Raw genomic sequence first — 19,572 nt, 5'->3', positions numbered from 1 at the left:
GAAAGTTGAGTCTAGGTGTGTCAACTTTCAGCCTTGAGTGAAAGAGACTCAACTTTGCTTGCGGAGCCATCCTCGTCGATGCAGACTAGAACCATCAAGCGAATAGAGGCTCTGGAAAGAGCCACCAAGGTGCGGTCACGAGGGGGCCGAGAGCCTTGGACAAGTGAAGGAGATTGTTATGGTGACTCGTTTTGATCCCATGCGTGACATGGACCGTATTTTCAACTCAGTGATGCGTGAGGCTCCGGCCAACCCCGGCATGCCGCTGGATTTGTACCGCAGCGGCGATGAGTTCATCGCGAAGATGGATCTGCCCGGTGTTGACCCCTCCACGATCGACATTGACGTGGAAGAGCGCACGCTGACCATCAGCGCTGAGCGTAAGGCGGAGACAGCCAAAGATATTCAGTGGCTCTCCCACGAGCGCCCATCCGGTGCGTTTGCCCGTCAGCTGACACTGGGCAACGGAGTGGCTCTGGACGGAATTTCCGCTTCGTACCGTGACGGTGTTCTGACGCTGACCATTCCGGTCGCAGAAGCTGCCAAACCGCGCAAGATCGCTGTTGCGGTGGAGGACAGTGCTCATGACGAAGCGCAGACCATCGAAGCTGACGCGCGCGACTCCGACGAAAACTGAAGTCGGCCTCTGCGCGAGGAGCCGAGGCACTGAGGCCAGAAGGCTGCGGTACTCACGCTCTGCTTTGCCGGGATCCGCATAGATCCGGCGACTAGCGCGGTACAGAACCACCCGCTTGCTGGGATCTGAAATAAGTCCGGCAGGCGGGTGGTTTCTTATGCGGTTTTGCAATTATCGGAAGAGCGTTTCCAGATCGATATCAGCGCCGGTCAGCGTTGCGGTGATCTGGCCGCTGTCCGAGGTCTGCAGTGACGAAATCATGAGCCCGGATGGCAGCGGATCCAGTGGAACGCGCAGATCGTCCAGATTGAATTCCGTCAGCAGGTCATCCAGCGGAAGATTGAGCGCTCCGGCCTGAATGGTGGTGGGCGTGATCACCAGGGATCGACCGTTGTCACCGATCGCCAGTGTTGCCATCGCCGTGACCTGCTGGCCCAGGATTTCCATGCCGAGGCTCACGCCTTCATCGGTGACGCTGACAGTAGCGGGCATTGAGATGTACTGAGGCAGCTGATCATCCAGAACCTGCTGCAACGAATCCTGATTGACCCGCCCGGTGCCTTCAACCGACTGCGCGTGATAGGGCGAGGACGTCCCGACATTGTGCACGCTGATGTCGATATCGTTCAGCCGTAACTGGCTCCCGGACACATCCACGTCCCATCCGGGCACATGCACATCCAGCGTCGAAATCGCCCCACCCAGAACCTGCGTGAGGAACGGGATGTCAACAACTGACACGTCAACGCCATCCTCGCCGTCAGCAGCGCCCCCCTCGTCGGTGGTTCCCTGAGAGGTAGTGACCGCGCCAGGCGCGCTTTCAACCTTGGACGCGAGGTCACTTTCGACGCGGTGTGCCAGGTAGCGGTCTGCACCCACCAGGGCGGCGGCGAGCACGACGATCACCACAAGCTTGATCCACAGGCCTGTGTGCGAACGTGACTTTTCCGGCGCGTAGGGAGGTGGCGCGCTCACAGACGATCCATCACGTCAGGATGAGCACCCGTGCGGCCTTCTTCCCCTTCGTCGAGGGCGGCCACCGCAGCCATCTGCTGATCGGTCAGCTCAATATCAAAGAGCATCATGTTGGCACGCTGTCGCTCCGGTGTCACGGACTTCGGGAAAATGACATCGCCGCGCTGCAAAGCCCAGCGAAGAGCCACCTGAGCAGCTGACACGTCGCGCTCCGCCTGCTCACTGACCTCGCGCGCGATTTCACTGAGGCGGTCATCAGATGCTGCCCGGCCACGCGCCAGCGGCGACCACGCTTCAGTGATGATCGAATGCTTGTCATCGAAGTCATGCACCTCCTGGTTGAGCAGGTAGGGGTGTGACTCGATCTGGTTGACCATCGGGACGACACTGGACTGCTCCAGCAGTATCTCCAGGTGGTGCGGCTCAAAGTTGGACACGCCAATGGCGCGGGCTCGGCCGTCTTCGTAGAACTCCTCGAGCACCTTCCACGTGGTGACAAAGTCGCCGCCGTAGAGCGTGGGCAGTGGCCAGTGGATCAGGAACAGGTCCACATAATCGGTGCGCAGATCCTTCAGTGACTGCGTGAAGGCGGCGCGCGCCACATCAGGCTCATGGTTGGGGTTGTCCAGCTTGGTCGTGATGAACAATTCTTCACGCGCAACGCCTGACTGTGCCCAGGCCTGCCCGACTTCGGCCTCATTGTGGTACATCTGTGCCGTATCGAGATGGCGGTACCCCAGGGCAAGCGCGTTGGACACTGCTTCGACGACATGCTCAGTGATCTTGTAGGTTCCAAAACCCAGCTGAGGAATCGTGGCTCCTGTGGCCAGGGAAAGCGTGGGGATCTGTGGAATGTCTGCCGATGCGGTCGCCATGATGGCTGGCTCCTCTCATGATCTGTCAACATGCTCGGGCACGTGCTCCACTTCAGCTTACGTGCCCAAGCGTCCATTCATGAGCCTATGCGATATCGTCCTCGTCCGTCACTGCTGGGCCCGCAAACTGAGCCTGGTAGAGGCGGGCATACGCGCCGCCGCGTTCCAGCAGTTCGGCGTGGCGACCGGTTTCCACCACGTCGCCGTCTTCCATCACCAAAATGAGGTCCGCATCGCGAATCGTTGACAGGCGGTGCGCAATGACAAACGAGGTGCGATCCTGGCTGATTTGATCCATCGCCTTTTGTACCAGTGCCTCGGTGCGCGTATCAACCGAGGATGTTGCCTCATCGAGGATCATCAGGTCCGGGTGCGCGATGAATGCGCGGGCAATTGTCAAAAGCTGGCGCTCACCGGCCGAAATCTGGTCGTCCTGGTCGGCAACCTTCGTGTCATACCCATTGGGAAGTTGCGTAATGAGGCGATGCGCCGCCGTCTCCTTCGCGGCTTGCCTGACGTCCTCAGGTGTGGAGCCCTCACGCCCAAACGCGATGTTCTTCTCAATCGTGCCTTCGAACAGCCATGTATCCTGCAGCACCATCCCCATATGGGAGCGCAGAACATCCTTGTTGATCGTCGAAATATCCACGCCGTCGATCCGAATCGCACCGGAGTCCAGCTCGTAGAAGCGCATGAGCAGGTTCACCAGCGTGGTCTTTCCGGCACCCGTTGGCCCGATGATCGCGACAGTTTGGCCAGGCTGTACCTCCACCGACAGATCCTTGATAACGGGCTTATCTGGCGAATAGCCGAAGCGCACGTGGTCAAAGACGATGTGCCCGCGCACGTGCTCATTTTCTGCCGTGCTTGCCTGACCGCCCCAGGATGTCTGGCTGCTGGCAGCTTCTGGCGTTTCGTCAGTGCCCTCCACATGGGCCAGCGCGAACGAGGACGCCCCGTTATCCGGCTCCATCTCAGGTGCATCGAGGAACTCAAAGACGCGTTCAGCCGAAGCGATACCGGACTGCAGGGAGTTCGCCATCGACGCCAACTGGCCCAGAGGCTGCGAGAACTGACGCGAATACTGGATGAAGGCCTGAACCTGGCCCAACGTCATTCCACCGTTGGCGACCATCAGCCCGCCACCCACGGCGACCACCACGTACGACCCGTTGGACAGTAACCCCATCAACGGCATCATCAGGTTGGAGATGAACTGCGCCTTGAACGATGAGTGATACAGCCGCGTATTGGCGTCGTTGAATTCGTCGGTGAAACGCTCTTCCAACCCGTACAGCGCAACGACCTCGTGCCCCGTCATCGCTTCCTCCACGACGCCGGAAACCTCGCCGGTCGCATTCCACTGCTCAACGAACTGCGGCTGCGCCTTCTTCATCAGGTAGACGGCGATCGCTGCACCGAAGGGAATGATCACCATCGCCAACAACGTGAGCTTCCACGACATCGACACCATCATGGCGACAATGCCAACGACGGTGAGGACTGACTGGAAGAACTGGGAGAGCGTCTGGTTCATGACCTGCGTGACGTTGTCGACGTCGTTGGAGACGCGAGAGATCAGATCACCGCGCGAATGCTGATCGAGGTAGCTCAGCGGCAGCCGTTCGATCTTGCGCTGAATCTCATCGCGCATCCGCCACCCGGCGTTCTGAACGGCAATGCGCAGCAGAATCTCACCGACCAGCCCCACCAACGCTGAGGCGGCGTAGATTGCGCACACCGTCAGCAGGACCTTGCCCAACTGGCTCATGTCGATTCCCTGGCCGGGCACGACGTCCATCGCAGAAAGCATGTCAGCGAAACGATCATGACCCGAGGCGCGCATCGCCTCGATTGCCGCTTCTTTCGAGGGCGCGTCCGCCATCATCTTCCCGATGACGCCGTTAAAGATAATGTCTGTGCCGCGGCCGAGAATCTTCGGTGCAATCACTGACAGAACCACCGATGTTGCAGATGCCAGCAAGGTGATGAAAATGATGAATGCATCGGGTCGCAGTGACTTGATCAGGCGTTTCAACGAGCCGGAGAAGTTCTTCGACTTGCCTCCAGGTGCGACCCCGCGGTTGCCGCGAGGACGGTTGGACTGCCCGCCGCGGCGCCGGCGCTGTGGCTGAGAATCAGTGCTCATGCTGCCTCCTCCTCGCTGAGCTGTGAGGCAACAATTTCCTGATACGTCGTACAGCTCTTCATCAGGTCCTCATGCGTGCCGCGACCGGCGATGTGACCATCTTCCAGCACGATGATCGTGTCGGCATGCCGAATCGATGCAACGCGCTGCGCCACCACCACGATCGCTGCGTTGCCGGTGTGATCAGATAAACCTGCCCGCAGGCGCGCATCTGTGGCGTAGTCCAGCGCGGAAAAAGAATCGTCAAAGATATACAGGTCGGCATCGCGGTACAGGGCACGCGCAATCGACAGGCGCTGGCGCTGACCGCCGGAGAAGTTCGACCCGCCCGGATCGACGTCATAATTCACACCGCCATCAAGCTTGGAGACGAACTCCGTGGCCTGAGCGCCCTCGAGTGCGCGCTCCACCCTGGAAAGCTGCTCGTCTGTCAGGTTGTCGGTTCGTGTCACGTCCAACAAACCGGACACTGTCTGCGCAATGGTGCCGGAAAACAGGTACGCATGCTGCGGCACCATCGCGATGTGCTGGCGTAGCTGAGCCAGGTCTATGTCGCGCGCATCGACGCCGTTGACTCGGACGGTTCCGTCTGTAGGATCCATCAGGCGCGGCAACAGGTTCACCAGTGTGGTCTTGCCTGAAGCAGTTGAGCCGATGATTGCGGTTGTCGTTCCTGGTTTCAGAGTGATCGAGATGTCATTCAGGACTGGTGAGAGTGCCCCGTCGTAATGCACGCTGACGTGGTCAAGACTGAACACCCATTGGCCCGGGTCAGGCGCGGTGTTGTGGTGAGAATCCTCGGATGCGGCGGCGTCGCCCTCGTCATTGTGTGTCTGCATGTTCGAGGGGGACTGGGGATCCGCGGGCGTGACAACTGTGGGAGCTGAGTCAAGAACCTCGGTGACACGGTGTGCGGCGACGCCGGCACGAGGCACCATCACGAACATCATGGCGGCCATCATGACGGCCATGAAGATCATGCCGAGGTAATTGATGAAGGCGAAGAGCGCACCGATCTGCATGTTGCCGCTGTCGATCAGGGATCCGCCGAACCACACCACTGCAACCGATGAGATCGAAATGATCAGCGTCACCGAGGGGAACATGATCGAAAAGAGGATACCGATGCGCAGGTAGACTGACCGTACAGACGCGTTGACCGAGTCGTAGCGCTCGCGGATAAACGGCTGACGCACGAATGCGCGGATGACGCGGATGCCGGTGAGCTCTTCGCGCAGGACGGTGTTCATCGTGTCGATGCGTTTTTGCAGGCGGGCGAACTGCGGTGCGAGGAACGCCATGATGACGCCGACAACGACTGCGAGAATGGGGACGACGACCAGGAGCAATAGTGAGAGGCGTTGGTTTTGGCGCAGCGCCATCAGGACTCCACCGATGCCGTTAATGGGTGCCTGAACCATGATAAGGAAGGTCATCAGGGTGACCATCTGGATTTGCTGCACATCGTTGGTGGAACGCGTGATCAGGGAAGGGGCGCCGAAGTCATGCATGTTCTGAGCGGAGAAGGACTGCACATGAGTGAAGAGCCGGTGACGTGCCCAGGCACCCAGACCCATCGCAGTACGGGCGCTGAAATAGACGGCAAACGCAGTGGTGATCACCTGGACGAGAGTTATCCCCATCATGATTGCGCCGAGTTCCCAGATCAGGTCAGTGTCACCTTGTGCGACGCCTTCATCGATGATGCGGGCGTTGAGGTTCGGCAGATTCAGTGCGGCTATGGTTGCGATTACCTGCAGCACGATAATGCCGATCACTTCAAGAAGGCGTGTACGCAGATAGCGCCAAACAAAACGAAAAAGCACGCGTTTTCCATTCCATCGAAGTGCGTGACGTTTTCACGCACTCACACATGGTAAGAGACGCTGTGTCGTCATGCTCGCTATGGCGTTTTTGCGCTGTTGCGTGACCGATGGACATTTCAGGTTAATCGAGTAAACTTCCGACGTGCCCATGTTTACGTCATACAGAACACCTGCGTTTTCACCTGATGAGCTTATTGCAGGTTTTTGGTTGGTTCTCGCCTATGTTCATGCCGGGAAAGTGGCTGAATATGTTGCGAATAATGGTGAGCCGACTGAAGCTGTTCTTCTGACTGAGGGTGGTACGCCTCACACCTGGCACGAAATCGACGATATTGTTGAGCCTGTTATCCGTCATCATGGGCTGGAGCACCCGGACGAACTTGCGGAGAAGATCGCACAAAACATCGTTCGCACTGTGTGGTGGGTCACACAGACGAATGACAAGGTGTCTGGTGAGGCCTCTCAGGCGTCGATCTCTGTGGCTGATTTTGACCGCGCCCGCTCGGCTCTGCTGGAAGCCTGGAACGTAGGATCGATCGCCGGAATGGCGCTGTGGCCGCCGACCGCCCGCACTGTCGCCACGCGTGTTGGCGACGGCAGATGGAACACAGCTCTGTCCCGTCTGGGTATTGCGACGTATTCAGGCAGGCGGGTAGGAGCCACGCGCTTCAGTGATGAGGACATCATGAAGGCGTTGCAGAAATTCAACGACGAACTGCACGAAGAATCCGGTGAGGAATCCTCCAGCTCGCAGGTGTCAGATCGTCTGACCTACCAGAACTACTGCGAATGGGCCTCTGAACAGCGGGCTGCAGGCGAGCGGATCGTGTCAGGCGCGACGATTCGCCAGCGCTATCGGTCGTGGAAAAAGGCGCTGCATAAGGCCTTCGAGCAGGAGGGCTGAGCGCGGTGCGCTGAGCTGAGCGAGGGGCAGCTAACGCCAGCGGATCGAGGAGTCACGTCCGCGCAGGCGATCAAGTTCGCGACGCTCTTTCTTGGTGGGACGACCTGTGCCCTTTTCGCGCCGAGCCACCGGAATTGAGAGGCGCGGGCGTGGAAGCGACAAGTCAACGTAGCACTGCCGCGCTATTGGAGCGCCCATCCGTTTAGCCAGGAGGTGACGCACCTCCAACACGCGATCGAATCCTTCGACGCGCAGGCGCACCTCATCGCCGACTCTGACTTTCTGCGCGGCTTTCGCTGCCTCCCCGTTGACTTTCACGTGACCGGCGCGGGCGGCAGCCGTCGCAGCCGAACGTGATTTCACCTGCCGAGTCGCCCACAACCACGTATCGACCCGCACGAAGGACTGGTCGCTGAGTGCGCCCGCAGGGATCGGCACTTCCGCGTCAGCAGCGTGAGCGCTCTCAACCGGAAAACCGTATTCAGCATCGTGGTTGCTCATAGACAGATCCTAGAGCGTGAAGAGCCGCTCTACCCTGCGCACCCCGGGCGGGTGGCGGACGGCGTGACCAACCAGCACGGCTGCATCCTGTGCGAACGCGCACCCCGGACGGGTGGCGGACGACGCACACAGGTGCGAACCGATTGGGATCCCGCCGATGCGATGGCTACGATTGGAACAGGTCACTGTACAGACCTCACGTCAGCAACGCCGCTTCACCATGATGAAAGGACTCGACATGAGCACTCCTCGTATCGTCCACATTGCTACAGATCACGCGGGGCTCGATGCGTCGCATGCGATTCAGGAACACCTGCGGGAGCGCGGATTCGAGGTTCACGACCATGGCCCTCAGTCCTACGATCCGCAAGACGACTACCCCGCTTTCTGCATTCACGCCGCGCAGGCCGTTGTCGCGGACCGGCAGGCAGGAAAAGACGCCCTCGGCATCGTGCTGGGTGGGTCCGGAAACGGTGAACAGATCGCCGCCAACAAGGTCGATGGTGTGCGAGCCGCCCTCGTCTGGAACGAATCGACCGCGCTGCTGGCCCGCCAGCACAACGATGCGAATGTTGTCGCGCTCGGAGCCCGTCAACACCCTGAGGAGGAAATGATTCACCTGATCGACCTCTTCCTCGACGAGCCTTTCTCCAACGAGGAGCGCCACGTCCGCCGTATCGGTCAGATCAGCCAGTTCGAGGCAGAGCGGGGTTAGCCTGCGTCACGAGCGACTAGGGTAGATGCATGGCAACTCCTCCTTTCGTCCTTGAATTACGCTCCAAAATCGGACACGCACCGCTGTGGATACCAGGGTGCACGGCAGTCGTATTGCGTCCCGCTGCGTCTTCCTCATTGGCGAGGGTGACCGGCGCGAACGCTGACCTGGCTGATGTTGAAGTGCTGATGGTCAAGCGTGCTGACAACGGCAAGTGGACGCCCGTGACGGGAATCGTGGATCCAGGCGAGGAACCGGCTGCTGCAGCTGAACGTGAAATTCGTGAAGAAGCCGGTGTTGAAGCGGTTGCGCAGCGCCTCTTGTCGGTGGAGGTCGTGGGGCCTGTGACCTACCCGAATGGTGATGTGTCGAGTTATCTGGACTGCTCATTCGTGTGTGAATGGAAGCAGGGCGAGCCGTGGCCTGCCGACGGCGAGAACACAGAAGCGGCGTTTTTCCCAGCCAATGACCTGCCTCCTACTAATGAGCGCTTCCGAACTGCAATTAAGCGGGCACTGTCAGGTGAAGACGGGTCGGCGGTGTTCAATCGGTAGTACTCCATAGGCCCAAAGTGTGCAGCTTCTAACCGTTCGTAGATAGGACAGTGTGAGACACAACCACTTCCGCTCGAGGCGTGCAGATTCACCGTGCGTGCCGGTTATGGGGGATTAGTGGAGAGATTGGGGATTAGTGGAGAGCACGCTTGGCCAGCAGGGTAGATAGCGTGTGGCACTGTTTCACCGACTGGAACGGCACTTGCCGACAGATCGGGGACGTGGTGAGATTGAGCTCATGGCACATACACCTCAAAAAATCGTCTACAGAGTTGAAGCCGATTGCACGGGAGGTCGCGACGGAGCCGTCACGATTCCGACGCTGGACTTCCAGGCCGATCTGCGTACCCCGGAAAAGATGGGTGGCCCCGGTGGGGGACTGAACCCAGAAGCGCTGTTCGCCGCAGGCTACGGCGCATGTTTTCAAAGTGCGCTTGCACTTGCTGGAAAAGAACTCGGAGTTGACACGTCTGATTCGCTGGTTACCTGCTCCGTGGGGATCGGGCCTGAAGGTGAATCCTTTGCGCTGTCAGTCATGATCAATGTTGAGATTCCTGGCCTCGACGATGAGACGGTCAAGCGCGTGGCGACTCGCACGCACCAGCTGTGCCCGTATTCCAAGGCCATCGCTGACAACGTTCCGGTTCAGATCACAACCGGCCAAAAGTCGAAGTAAGGTCTTGTTCTTGTCAGTTCTCTAACTTTGTGTCAGGTGCGGGCTGCAGCGCGTGAGCTGTAGCCCGCACCTGTTGTGTACGTCCATTTTCATTGACCCAACTGTCGATCTCGGTCGACTATAGGGCGGGGGTGTTGCAATCCTGCCACTGTTTGTGCAGGTCAGGAGCTTTTGTCTGCGCGCACATCAGTCGACGCGTCGTCCAAATCGGCAGTTGGGGACAAGAGGGGGAGTGGAGACAGCCGGGCGCGAGAGGAAGCTGGAGGAAGGCAGCTGGGAGCCAGAGCGCAGGGCGCTGCGCAGAGCGCTTTCGTGCCTCAGGCTCCGCGCCAGTAGGCCTCCAGAATTGCACTGAGCGATTCAAGGTCGGCGACGTGGCTCATTTCGCGAGCCGAGTGCATCGACAGTAAACCGATCCCGACGTCGACCGTGCAGATTCCCAGACGCGTCGCCGTGATCGGGCCGATCGTGGTGCCGCATGGCATCGAGTTGTTGGACACGAAATTCTGCCAGGGGGCGTCAGCTGCCTGAGCCGCGCGTTTCCACAACGCGATCCCGGGAGCATCAGAGGAATACCGGCGGTTGGCGTTCAACTTCAACAGTGGTCCGCGGCCCATCACCGGGCGGTTGTCAGGGTCGTGCCGATCAGCATAGTTGGGATGCACGCTGTGCCCGGCATCAGCAGAGATACACGATGAGGCGGCCATCATCCGAGCCGTCCCGTCAAAGTCTCGACCCAGGCTCGCCGCCGTGCGACGCAGAATGTCTTCGAGGAACGGCCCGGCCGCCCCCGAACTGGTTGACGATCCTACTTCCTCATGATCAAAGCAGGCGAGAATCAGTACATCGTTGCCACTGATGCCGTCAGCCAGTAGGCGCTCTATTGCGGTGAGGCCGCTGTGCACCGATGACAAATTATCCTGACGGCCAGCAGCGACAAACTGTCCGTGCGATCCGAAGACGGCAGGCCCCTGCGAGGGAGTCAGGATTAGATCAAAGGATGCGATCTGATCGGCGTCATCCAGATCGACCGTATGAGCCACGAGATCAAGGACCGACGCGTCGTCCTCGTCAACAGTCCATACGGGCTTCATGTGCTGTTGCTTGTCGAGCACAAGGCCCTTGTCACTCACTGTACGGTCCAGGTGGATGGCCAGCTGCGGGATGCGTGCGAGTGGGCCGGTTGCGACCAGGCGCTGCTCGCCGCCTTGCGTGAGAATGCGTCCAGCGATTTTGAGTTCGCGATCCAGCCACGAGTTCAGCAGCATTCCGCCGTAAATCTCTGCGCACAGCTGCCCCCACCCGTCGGCGGTGGTGGCCTGCACAGACGGCTTGAGCACGAGAGCAGGGGAGTCAGTATGCGCGCCGACGATGCGGAACGCAGACGAGTCAGTGACAGACTCGGGGATCACGTACGCAATAACGGCACCGTCGCGGACAACCACGTGTCCACCCGGTGCCGTATCCCACGCGTCAGTTTCGCGCTGGCGCACGCACCCCGCATCCTCCAAACGTTGAGCAATGAGGTTAGCGGCGTGGTACGAGGACGGGGAATCGCTCAGAAAAGACAGATAATCGCAGGTAAAGGCACTGGCCGTCGCCGTGCCGGCAGGTTTCACGTTGGACATGACTCCATGGTAGGCGATGGAACAACGCCGGTGGAGTCGCCCTCGTCAATCCTGCCGAACGAACAGGCGACGACCAGTAAGGAACTGCGTCACAGTGTGCTCGAGGCGACGCGAACCGCCGTCGAACACGCGAGTGAGGCTCAGGAGTTCAGCTTGCCGGCGATCTCGACTGTGCGGCGAGCCATGTGGTCGAGCGCAGCCACTGTTTCCTCCGAACGCTTGTCGGTGTTCACCCGCTCAGGAATGACACGCGCGATCGCCCGTCTGGAAAAGCTCGGTCTTGTTGAGCGCACCCCGTCGTCCTCGGACAGACGATCAATGCTGGTGTCGTTGACGCCCGAGGGAAAGTGCACGCAGCAAGAAGCCGCTGTCATCACTCAGGAGCACGGCGCTCAGCTATTCGGTGCAGTCGCCACTGCAGATGAACGTCGCCGCGTTAAGCAGATTGGTCTGGATCTGCGCGCAGAGATGGGGGCGCGGCAAAGTGAAATGATTAAACAGGAAGACGAGGACGCCTAGACGTGCGGCCGCTGATAACCTGCTTGCGGGCAAAGAACCGCTGACGAACTACTTGCCGGCGGAGAAGCGGTACACGTTCGTCTCACGCAGCTCGAAACCGCACCGCTTGTACAGGCGGTTAGCTGCTTCGCGCGAGGGACGCGATGTCAGGTCAATCGTGCGTGCGCCAAGCTCCTGGGCAAAGTCAACCGCTGCTTCAACCAGCTTCTGGCCGGCACCCTGGCCGCGCGTACTGTCATCAACGACCACATCTTCCACCCAGGCACGCAAACCGGTGGGAATTGTGAAAGTGGCCAGTGTCAGCATCCCGGCGATCTGACCGGCAGCCACATCGCCCGCTGCCTCATCGGTGCGATAGATAAACAGATACACACCTGGTTGAGAAATAAAGTCGCGGATAGCGCCTTCCTCCATCGGCGCTGATGAGCGGGACAGCTGAGGGACGAGCAGCTTCATTGCTTCGGTCAGTTCGGGCGAAAAATCATCGACGCGTTCGATCGCCATGAGGCCTCCTGTGGGTTGCGCAATCTCCCTAGCATTGTGACACGATCGCCCGCCGTGCGTGCCAGTGACGCTCGGGCGCGTGGTGCTCAAGCGTGTGACGCTTGGGTGCGTGATGCTCAGGCGTGCGATGCGTGGGCGCGTGACGCTCGCGCTTGCGACGGTCGGGTATGTGACGTTCACATGTCTGTCGGCGCTCTGAGAGGCAACGCCTTCAGTGGGCCAGATCCTGCCTCTCGTGCAGCTGCTGATCCTCGCGCACGCGCAGGTTCTTCAGACAGAAGGTGCAGTACACCACCAAGAGCACAACGCAGAACGACAGGAGCGCTGCGTTGAAGGCCGTCTCGCTCATTGACAGCGACGAGGCCGCATCGGCGCTCGTTTTTTCGATGATGGCCAGAGAATTATTCAGGCTGTGGAAGACGATACATGGAACTAAGCTCTTTCCGTTGTAGAACAGCAATACAAGGGTGAAGCCGACGACGATTGCAAAAACGATCTGCATGAGTGTATTCATCAGCGGGGCGCCGTTGAGCAGGTTGACGATATGTCCCAGCCCGAACGTCAATGACGACACAATAATGGCTGCCATCAAATTGCTTTTCGCCATTGCCAGGAAGAGGAAACCTCTGAAGATTACTTCTTCCAGGAAACCGATGCACGTCATCGAGACAATGAAAAGGATGGTTTCGACAGCGGTGTACCGGAAGTCAAAACCCGTGATCAATCCGCTGGTGGCAACGATCAAAATGGGGAGGAAAAACCAGGCTCTGTCGGCTGGATAGGGCGGCTTGATAAGCCCGTACTTTTTCGCCAGGCCATTGGAGATAATCCAGTACGCAAGAACTGCGACAAGGGCGATATGGAAGATCGCCGGGATCAACGCTGTGATCCCGATCTGGTCGGTGAGTTGCTGTGCAACGAGGGTCCCGCCGACGTAGATAGCAATCATGATGATTGCGAACGTTATTTCACTTTTCTGATACAACGCCTTCATCGTGACGCCTCGTTTCGTGGACGCGGGGATCGAGGAGTTGAACGACCTCACGTATGAGCCCGAAAGAGCATGACATGACTTTCTCGCAAAGCCGCTAATCTCAATGGTGTTTTCAGTGTAACCAGCGCGAATCAGGCCGTCGGTAACAAAATGATAAATGCGCGTCGGCTCATGTGGATGGGGAAGTTGTGTCGCTCCTTGTGGGGGTTGTGTGTATTTCAGGGGGCGTCCGCGCTCCTATCGAGCAGACTTGAGCAGTCAAACGTCTTTCAAGCAGGTCCGCTCCCTTATCGTATATTGAGCAAACCTTCGCCCTTACTGTGTTTCAAGCAAAACCGCACACTCGACATGGCGGGTGTGCGCGAACATGTCAAAAATGCGTCCCTGACTCACTTGATACGACGGCATGTGCGCGAGATCCTCAACCAGTGTTGCCGGATTACATGACGAGTACACGATGTGGTGCGCTCCGCACCCGTTGAGCCACGTCGCAAGCTCCTCACCCAGCCCGCGTCGGGGAGGGTTGACCACGATAGCATCTGGAACCGTGCGTTCGGACTGCTCTCGCGCCCACTTGGTCGCATCCGCCGCAATGAAACGCGTGCGCACACGCCTTGCTGCCACCTCCAGGTGCTGCGCAGCGTTCTTCGCAGCCTCGACAGCATCGCCGGAAATCTCCACGCCCGTCACATCCTGGACACCCGCGGCTGCAGCATTTAACGCAAACCCGCCCACGCCGCAATACAGATCCCACACGCTGCGAGCATCTACATCCGTCAGCCAGCTCGCCACCTGCATGTACAGTGCTGAAGCCACCCGCGTGTTGGTCTGAGTGAAGGAGCGCGGCCCAACCTGCAGTCGCGTCCGTCCAACCGTCATCGGCAGTGTTACCTCGTCGGTGAGGACGTACTCATCCGGCCCTTCGACCAATGCTGCGTGCGTGGGATGAATGTTGGCCGTCACCACTCGAATGGTCGGCACCGCCTGTCTGATTGCATCAAGATGAGTGCGCAGAGTCGACATGTGGCGGCGCGAGCGCAACACGAAGCGCACCATTAGTTGTCTGTCATCGCCTGCCGTCACAATGACGTACTTAAGGTCGCCTCGACGCCGTTTGACGCTGTACGGTTCGATGCGCATGCGCTCGATCAAACGGGCAAGTCGGGGGAGCTGATCGCGGATTGCAGGCACGACGATCGGGCAGTCTCGCAGGTCCTGCACGTTCAAATCCGCCCCCAGTATTCCCAGCCGCATGTTCAAGGGTGTCCCTCCCGCCACGAGTTTCACCTTGGAGCGAAAATCCCTCTGATGCGATGCAGCAGGTGCCAGCCACTGCAGATCGGGCGTGCCGAATTCAGTGAGGGCGCGACGAACCTTCGCATCCTTGTCTGCAAGTTGACGTTCGTACGGTGTGGGTAGCAGGGTACACGAATGGCACAGCCCGGCCTCGAAATACCCACATTGCATAGGGGAATTGTGTCACGGTGCCTGCGAGGGTGCCCGATCGCAAGGTGATGTGTCCGGAGGCTGTGTCGGCTTGCTCACATGTGACGAGGGAATAAACCTCACCGTGATGAAGTTGAGCATATTAGACTCAAGTTTGAGGTCGTAGGACTTGCCATGGCGTCATCCCCCCTCTAAACTTGAGTGCAACAGACTCAACTTGGAAGGATAGATTCAATGGCACGAGCAATTGGCATTGACCTGGGAACAACGAACTCCGCTATTGCGGTGTTGGAAGGTGGCGAGCCCACCATTATTGCCAACGCCGAAGGCGCGCGCACCACTCCCTCGGTCGTCGCATTTTCAAGCACCGGCGAAGTCCTCGTCGGAGAACTGGCCAAGCGGCAGGCCGTCACAAACGTTGACCGCACCATCTCGTCAGTCAAGCGCCACATGGGCACCGACTGGAAAGTGTCCATCGACGATAAGGATTACACCGCGCAGGAAATCTCCGCGCGTATCCTCGGCAAACTCAAGCATGACGCGGAAGAATACCTCGGTGAACCGGTGACCGATGCGGTCATCACCGTCCCCGCATACTTCTCTGATGCGCAGCGTCAGGCCACGAAGGAAGCCGGCCAGATCGCCGGACTGAACGTTCAGCGCATCGTCAACGAGCCAACCGCAGCAGCTCTGGCGTATGGCTTGGAAAAAGGTAAGGAAGATGAACTGATTCTGGTCTTCGACCTTGGCGGTGGCACGTTCGACGTGTCCCTGCTGGAAATCGGCAAGGATGATGACGGCTTCTCCACCATTCAGGTGCGTGCAACTGCCGGTGACAACAAGCTCGGTGGTGACGACTGGGATCAGCGCATCGTTGACTGGCTCATCCAGCAAGTCAAGTCCAAGTCAGGCGCTGACCTGTCGAAGGACACCGTCGCGCTGCAGCGCCTCAAGGAAGCAGCTGAGCAGGCCAAGAAGGAGCTGTCCTCGGCCTCGACCACGAACATTTCACTGCAGTACCTGTCGATGACGGCTGACGGCCCCATCCACCTGAACGAATCGCTTTCGCGCGCCAAGTTCGAGGAAATGACCTCTGACCTGCTTGACCGTACGAAGCAGCCGTTCCACGACGTGATTCGTGACGCAGGTATCCAGGTCTCCGACATTGACCACGTTGTGCTGGTCGGTGGCTCCACCCGTATGCCGGCAGTGGCTGAAGAGGTCCGCAAGCTGACCGACGGTCGCGAACCGAATAAGGGTGTCAACCCCGACGAAGTTGTGGCAATCGGCGCAGCCCTGCAGGCCGGCGTCATCCAGGGCGACCGTAAGGACGTTCTGCTCATCGACGTGACCCCGCTGTCCCTCGGCATTGAAACCAAGGGCGGGTTCATGACCAAGCTGATTGAACGCAATACCGCGATCCCGACGAAGTCCTCGGAGCTGTTCTCCACAGCGGAAGACGGCCAGACATCCGTGCTGGTTCAGGTCTACCAGGGTGAGCGCGAGTTCGCCCGCGACAACAAGCTGCTGGGAACCTTCGAACTGGGCGGCATCGCCCCGGCACCTCGCGGCAAGCCGCAGATCGAGGTCACCTTCGACATCGACGCCAACGGCATCGTGCACGTCTCTGCAAAGGATCGTGGCACAGGCAAGGAACAGTCGGTGACTATTACCGGTGGATCTGCCCTGCCTAAGGATGAGATCGACCGCATGGTGAAGGAAGCTGAAGCGCACGCCGCCGATGACAAGAAGCGTCGTGAGGAAGCTGAAACACGCAATACGGCCGAGCAGAAGGTCTACATGACCGAGAAATTCCTCAAGGATGACGGCGACAAGGTGTCAGAAGGTACGCGCAACGAGGTCCAGACGGATATCGACGCGGTCAAGAAGGCGCTCGAGGGTGACGACATCGAAGCAGTGAAGTCGGCTATGACCAAGCTCGACGAATCATCACTGAAGATCGGTCAGGAAATCTACGCCGCGCAGCAGGCCGAGGGTGACCAGGCCCAGGCTCAGGCAGACGCTCCGCAGGCCGGCGCCGGCCAGGCAGATGCATCATCGAGCGATGACGACGTCATTGACGCTGAAATCGTTGATGAGGAGGACGACGACAAGTGAGTGAGACACCGATGAACGACAAGAGCCAGACCGGGCCCTCCGAGTCTGATCCGCGCGTGTCGCCATCGGGTCCCACCGACCAGAACGCGTGTGCATCCGGCAAACAGTCAGATGCACACGCCGAGGGCAACGGCACCGGCAGCGCCTCACAGCATGGCGCTGCCGCCCGTGAGGCCGATGCGTCGCACACAGGTGATGCGTCTGAACCAGCAGGCTCAGCACGCGAAAACTCAGATGTAGACGATTCAGCTTCGACCGCCCCTCGCGATGGCACCACGTCCAATGAATCTGACGGCACCTCCGATGTCTGCGCAGACGATGTAAATAGCGAATTGGCTGATGGCGCCAATGCTGCGCCAGCAAGTACCGACGATATGTCCGCATTTGAGGATGATGTCGAAGATACCGAGCTGGCCAAGGCAATGGCACGAATCGGAGAGCTGGATGACGACCTGGCTCGGGCACGCGCCGACCTGTACAACCTGAACCAGGAGTACGGCAACTACGTGCGCCGTTCCAAGGAAGCTGCATCCGCCCACCGCGTGAGCGGTCAGCAGGAAGTGGCAGAAGCGCTGATTTCCGTCCTCGATGATATTCACGCAGCGCGTCAGCACGGCGACCTCGAAGACGGACCTTTCGCAGCGATCGCTAACAAACTTGAAGAAGTTCTCAAGAGTCAGTTCGCGATGGAACGCTACGGTGTGGAAGGGGACGACTTCGACCCCTCGCTGCACGAGGCGCTGATGGCACAAGCTAGTGAGGATGTCGACCACCCTGTGATCGGCCAGGTTCTGCAGCCCGGATACCGCATGGGTGAGAAGGTTCTGCGCCCCACGAAAGTGATGGTTCACAACCCACAGTGACACGTACAAGGACGGGCATTAACCGATGCCCACGAGAAAACGAACTGCTCACAGGCAGACAACCGGGAGATGAGGTGACATGAGCGGACAAGATTGGTTGGAAAAAGATTTCTACAAGACTCTGGGAGTCGGGAAAGACGCCGACGCGGCAGCCATTAAGAAGGCCTACCGCAAGCTTGCCCGAAAGTGGCACCCCGATCAGAATCCTGGAGATGCGAAAGCCGAAGAGCGTTTCAAGGAAATCGGTGAAGCCTACGCCGTCCTGTCAGATCCTGAACAGCGCAAACAATACGATGCGCTGCGCTCAATGGCAGGTGGCGGGGCACGATTCCAGGCAGGCCCCGGCGGCGCGGCTGGCGGAGCGGGCTTTGAAGACCTGTTTTCCAACCTGTTCGGCGGTGGCGGTGGGCCGGGTGGTCAGACCCGAGTGCGCTACAGCACCCAGGGCGGCGGCGGAGCAGGATTTGAGGATATGTTCTCGAACCTGTTCGGCGGCAGCGCCGGCGGACAGTCTGGCCCCTACGGGTCGGGCTCATTCGGTCAGGGAGCGCCCGGAGCAGGTTTTGGTGGTCCTCGACCCCAACGTGGAAATGACCTGCGTGCCTCCACTACACTGACGTTCCGCCAGTCCATGGAAGACACCACCGTGCGGATGACCGTTGACGGCCATTCGATGACGGTGCGCATCCCTGCCGGCGTGAAGGACGGTCAGAAGATCCGTCTGCGCGGCAAGGGGCGTCCCGGCTCAAATGGCGGGAAGAACGGTGACCTGATCGTCACGATCAACGTGGCTAGGCACCCTGTTTATTCGCGCGACGGTGACAACCTACGGATGCAGCTGCCGGTGACGATGTCGGAGGCAGCATTGGGCGCCAAAGTCAGCGTGCCTCTTCCTGACGGCTCACATGTCGCCATGAAGATCCCCGCAGGCACTCAGTCAGGCGCCGTATTGAGACTGCGCCACCGCGGAGCGCCCAACGGGAAGCGTCGTGGTGACCTGATGGTCGAGGTGCAGGTTGCTGTCCCCACGAAGCTCACGAAACAGCAGCGCGAGGCGCTCGACGCCTTCAGCGCGTCGCTGGGTGACTGGGATCCACGCGCTGACCTTGCAAAGCGGGCGGAGGCGTAAGACATGCTGCCTTCTCACTCGCAAACGACGTTCGTGATTTCTGTGGCGGCAGAACTGGCAGGCATGCATCCGCAGACGCTTCGGCAGTATGACCGCCTGGGCCTGGTGACGCCTGCCCGCACCAAGGGACGAGGGCGGCGCTACACGCACCGTGACATCCAACGTCTGCGCGCCGTCCAGGTCATGTCCCAGGAAGAGGGCATTAATCTGGCGGGAATTCGCAGAATCCTCGACCTGGAGCGGGCACTCGAACAGCTTGAAGGCGAACGTGACGCGCTCGAACATCAGCTCGATGAAGTCAGGCGGCGACGCGACCGTGTCTTTGCCGCCTCACCGACAGGTGAAGTCTCTTCACTGCGTCGTGGCGAGCGTCCGGGTTCGGCCCGGCGAGGTGCTGACACGCCGGTGGACACAGGCGCATCAACAGGGACTGAACTGACGTTCCACGGTGGAGCACTGGTCAGATGGGCGCCTACTCAGCTGATGGACCTGGTGAGTTTCTGGATGAATGACTGGCAAGCGCGTCGCGACGGCTAGGCTCAACCTCTACGCCTCTCGG

At 59.5% G+C, this 19,572-nt stretch carries 19 protein-coding genes; 10 read left to right on the top strand and 9 right to left on the bottom strand.

The window, feature by feature from the left end; all coding sequences use genetic code 11:
- Positions 1-178 precede the first annotated feature (178 nt).
- Positions 179-637 carry an Hsp20/alpha crystallin family protein gene (locus tag HMPREF2975_RS10630; RefSeq protein ID WP_070727721.1) on the top strand — a complete coding sequence of 153 codons (459 nt, stop codon included), beginning with the start codon at positions 179-181 and terminating at the stop codon, positions 635-637.
- 171 nt (positions 638-808) lie between these two features.
- Here HMPREF2975_RS10630 and HMPREF2975_RS10625 read toward each other — a convergent pair whose 3' ends face one another.
- The 4 genes from HMPREF2975_RS10625 to HMPREF2975_RS10610 all read right to left on the bottom strand — a co-directional run bounded on the left by HMPREF2975_RS10625 (position 809) and on the right by HMPREF2975_RS10610 (position 6,462).
- On the bottom strand, positions 809-1,612 hold the full coding sequence (locus tag HMPREF2975_RS10625; RefSeq protein ID WP_070727718.1) for an LmeA family phospholipid-binding protein: 804 nt from the start codon (positions 1,610-1,612) through the stop codon (positions 809-811).
- Complete coding sequence (locus HMPREF2975_RS10620) at positions 1,609-2,487, bottom strand: aldo/keto reductase (protein ID WP_070727714.1); 879 nt, start codon at positions 2,485-2,487, stop codon at positions 1,609-1,611. The genes HMPREF2975_RS10625 and HMPREF2975_RS10620 overlap by 4 nt, the downstream gene beginning before the upstream one ends.
- Positions 2,488-2,572: 85 nt before the next feature.
- Positions 2,573-4,636: an ABC transporter ATP-binding protein gene (locus HMPREF2975_RS10615; RefSeq protein ID WP_070727712.1), complete on the bottom strand. Its 2,064-nt coding sequence runs from the start codon at positions 4,634-4,636 to the stop codon at positions 2,573-2,575.
- Positions 4,633-6,462: an ABC transporter ATP-binding protein gene (locus HMPREF2975_RS10610; RefSeq protein WP_070727708.1), complete on the bottom strand. Its 1,830-nt coding sequence runs from the start codon at positions 6,460-6,462 to the stop codon at positions 4,633-4,635. Before HMPREF2975_RS10610 ends, HMPREF2975_RS10615 begins: the two co-directional genes overlap by 4 nt.
- Positions 6,463-6,700: 238 nt before the next feature.
- Between HMPREF2975_RS10610 and HMPREF2975_RS10605 the strand changes: the two genes are divergently transcribed.
- The gene (locus tag HMPREF2975_RS10605) at positions 6,701-7,366 is read left to right on the top strand and encodes a hypothetical protein (protein WP_141757414.1); all 666 of its coding nucleotides are present in this window, start codon (positions 6,701-6,703) and stop codon (positions 7,364-7,366) included.
- Between the two features lie 30 nt (positions 7,367-7,396).
- Here the strand turns inward: HMPREF2975_RS10605 and HMPREF2975_RS10600 are convergent, their stop codons facing one another.
- Positions 7,397-7,867, bottom strand: a complete 471-nt coding sequence (locus HMPREF2975_RS10600; RefSeq protein WP_070727699.1) for an RNA-binding S4 domain-containing protein — start codon at positions 7,865-7,867, stop codon at positions 7,397-7,399.
- Positions 7,868-8,105: 238 nt separating this feature from the next.
- On the opposite strand from HMPREF2975_RS10600, the gene HMPREF2975_RS10595 reads away from it, so the two are divergent.
- The 3 genes from HMPREF2975_RS10595 to HMPREF2975_RS10585 all read left to right on the top strand — a co-directional run bounded on the left by HMPREF2975_RS10595 (position 8,106) and on the right by HMPREF2975_RS10585 (position 9,812).
- Positions 8,106-8,582: a ribose-5-phosphate isomerase gene (locus tag HMPREF2975_RS10595; protein WP_058237894.1), complete on the top strand. Its 477-nt coding sequence runs from the start codon at positions 8,106-8,108 to the stop codon at positions 8,580-8,582.
- Positions 8,583-8,611: 29 nt separating this feature from the next.
- Positions 8,612-9,136, top strand: a complete 525-nt coding sequence (locus tag HMPREF2975_RS10590) for an NUDIX hydrolase (RefSeq protein WP_070727696.1) — start codon at positions 8,612-8,614, stop codon at positions 9,134-9,136.
- 238 nt (positions 9,137-9,374) lie between these two features.
- Positions 9,375-9,812, top strand: coding sequence for an Ohr family peroxiredoxin (locus HMPREF2975_RS10585; RefSeq protein ID WP_070727960.1), 438 nt, complete (start codon positions 9,375-9,377; stop codon positions 9,810-9,812).
- 317 nt (positions 9,813-10,129) lie between these two features.
- On the opposite strand, the gene HMPREF2975_RS10580 is transcribed toward HMPREF2975_RS10585, so the two are convergent.
- A complete protein-coding gene (locus tag HMPREF2975_RS10580) occupies positions 10,130-11,440 on the bottom strand; it encodes a M18 family aminopeptidase (protein WP_070727692.1) in 1,311 nt (436 codons plus the stop codon).
- Between the two features lie 6 nt (positions 11,441-11,446).
- On the opposite strand from HMPREF2975_RS10580, the gene HMPREF2975_RS13010 reads away from it, so the two are divergent.
- Complete coding sequence (locus HMPREF2975_RS13010; protein ID WP_070727689.1) at positions 11,447-11,959, top strand: MarR family winged helix-turn-helix transcriptional regulator; 513 nt, start codon at positions 11,447-11,449, stop codon at positions 11,957-11,959.
- Positions 11,960-12,007: 48 nt separating this feature from the next.
- Here HMPREF2975_RS13010 and HMPREF2975_RS10570 read toward each other — a convergent pair whose 3' ends face one another.
- The 3 genes from HMPREF2975_RS10570 to HMPREF2975_RS10560 form a co-directional block, all read right to left on the bottom strand.
- On the bottom strand, positions 12,008-12,463 hold the full coding sequence (locus tag HMPREF2975_RS10570; RefSeq protein ID WP_070727957.1) for a GNAT family N-acetyltransferase: 456 nt from the start codon (positions 12,461-12,463) through the stop codon (positions 12,008-12,010).
- 211 nt (positions 12,464-12,674) lie between these two features.
- Positions 12,675-13,457: a CPBP family intramembrane glutamic endopeptidase gene (locus tag HMPREF2975_RS10565; RefSeq protein ID WP_070727954.1), complete on the bottom strand. Its 783-nt coding sequence runs from the start codon at positions 13,455-13,457 to the stop codon at positions 12,675-12,677.
- A 315-nt stretch (positions 13,458-13,772) separates the two neighbouring features.
- Positions 13,773-14,924 carry an RsmD family RNA methyltransferase gene (locus HMPREF2975_RS10560; RefSeq protein ID WP_058237293.1) on the bottom strand — a complete coding sequence of 384 codons (1,152 nt, stop codon included), beginning with the start codon at positions 14,922-14,924 and terminating at the stop codon, positions 13,773-13,775.
- Positions 14,925-15,137: 213 nt separating this feature from the next.
- Here HMPREF2975_RS10560 and dnaK point away from each other — a divergent pair, with 213 nt between their 5' ends.
- The 4 genes from dnaK to HMPREF2975_RS10540 all read left to right on the top strand — a co-directional run bounded on the left by dnaK (position 15,138) and on the right by HMPREF2975_RS10540 (position 19,550).
- Positions 15,138-17,021, top strand: a complete 1,884-nt coding sequence (gene dnaK / locus HMPREF2975_RS10555) for a molecular chaperone DnaK (RefSeq protein WP_058237292.1) — start codon at positions 15,138-15,140, stop codon at positions 17,019-17,021.
- Positions 17,018-17,884, top strand: coding sequence for a nucleotide exchange factor GrpE (locus tag HMPREF2975_RS13145; RefSeq protein WP_413772601.1), 867 nt, complete (start codon positions 17,018-17,020; stop codon positions 17,882-17,884). The genes dnaK and HMPREF2975_RS13145 overlap by 4 nt, the downstream gene beginning before the upstream one ends.
- A gap of 79 nt (positions 17,885-17,963) precedes the next feature.
- Positions 17,964-19,013: a DnaJ C-terminal domain-containing protein gene (locus HMPREF2975_RS10545; protein ID WP_058237291.1), complete on the top strand. Its 1,050-nt coding sequence runs from the start codon at positions 17,964-17,966 to the stop codon at positions 19,011-19,013.
- A gap of 3 nt (positions 19,014-19,016) precedes the next feature.
- Positions 19,017-19,550 (top strand): heat shock protein transcriptional repressor HspR, encoded by a 534-nt coding sequence (locus HMPREF2975_RS10540; protein WP_058237290.1) that lies wholly within the window; start codon positions 19,017-19,019, stop codon positions 19,548-19,550.
- The last annotated feature ends 22 nt before the right edge of the window (positions 19,551-19,572 follow it).

This window comes from Actinomyces sp. HMSC065F12 (genome assembly GCF_001814535.1).
Lineage (GTDB): Bacteria > Actinomycetota > Actinomycetes > Actinomycetales > Actinomycetaceae > Pauljensenia > Pauljensenia radingae_A.
Note: the sequence above shows the minus strand (reverse complement) of the source record. Positions and strands in the feature narration are given on the sequence as shown.

What these genes read in the sequence shown, in the direction of transcription:
- HMPREF2975_RS10615 (WP_070727712.1), bottom strand. Translation starts at nt 4,636, where the DNA reads ATGAGCACTGATTCTCAGCCACAGCGCCGGCGCCGCGGCGGGCAGTCC.
- HMPREF2975_RS10585 (WP_070727960.1), top strand. Translation starts at nt 9,375, where the DNA reads ATGGCACATACACCTCAAAAAATCGTCTACAGAGTTGAAGCCGATTGC.
- HMPREF2975_RS13010 (WP_070727689.1), top strand. Translation starts at nt 11,447, where the DNA reads ATGGTAGGCGATGGAACAACGCCGGTGGAGTCGCCCTCGTCAATCCTG.
- HMPREF2975_RS10590 (WP_070727696.1), top strand. Translation starts at nt 8,612, where the DNA reads ATGGCAACTCCTCCTTTCGTCCTTGAATTACGCTCCAAAATCGGACAC.
- HMPREF2975_RS10595 (WP_058237894.1), top strand. Translation starts at nt 8,106, where the DNA reads ATGAGCACTCCTCGTATCGTCCACATTGCTACAGATCACGCGGGGCTC.
- HMPREF2975_RS10570 (WP_070727957.1), bottom strand. Translation starts at nt 12,463, where the DNA reads ATGGCGATCGAACGCGTCGATGATTTTTCGCCCGAACTGACCGAAGCA.
- HMPREF2975_RS10560 (WP_058237293.1), bottom strand. Translation starts at nt 14,924, where the DNA reads ATGCAATGTGGGTATTTCGAGGCCGGGCTGTGCCATTCGTGTACCCTG.
- HMPREF2975_RS10580 (WP_070727692.1), bottom strand. Translation starts at nt 11,440, where the DNA reads ATGTCCAACGTGAAACCTGCCGGCACGGCGACGGCCAGTGCCTTTACC.
- HMPREF2975_RS10620 (WP_070727714.1), bottom strand. Translation starts at nt 2,487, where the DNA reads ATGGCGACCGCATCGGCAGACATTCCACAGATCCCCACGCTTTCCCTG.
- HMPREF2975_RS10565 (WP_070727954.1), bottom strand. Translation starts at nt 13,457, where the DNA reads ATGAAGGCGTTGTATCAGAAAAGTGAAATAACGTTCGCAATCATCATG.
- HMPREF2975_RS10600 (WP_070727699.1), bottom strand. Translation starts at nt 7,867, where the DNA reads ATGAGCAACCACGATGCTGAATACGGTTTTCCGGTTGAGAGCGCTCAC.
- HMPREF2975_RS10630 (WP_070727721.1), top strand. Translation starts at nt 179, where the DNA reads ATGGTGACTCGTTTTGATCCCATGCGTGACATGGACCGTATTTTCAAC.
- HMPREF2975_RS10540 (WP_058237290.1), top strand. Translation starts at nt 19,017, where the DNA reads ATGCTGCCTTCTCACTCGCAAACGACGTTCGTGATTTCTGTGGCGGCA.
- dnaK (WP_058237292.1), top strand. Translation starts at nt 15,138, where the DNA reads ATGGCACGAGCAATTGGCATTGACCTGGGAACAACGAACTCCGCTATT.
- HMPREF2975_RS10545 (WP_058237291.1), top strand. Translation starts at nt 17,964, where the DNA reads ATGAGCGGACAAGATTGGTTGGAAAAAGATTTCTACAAGACTCTGGGA.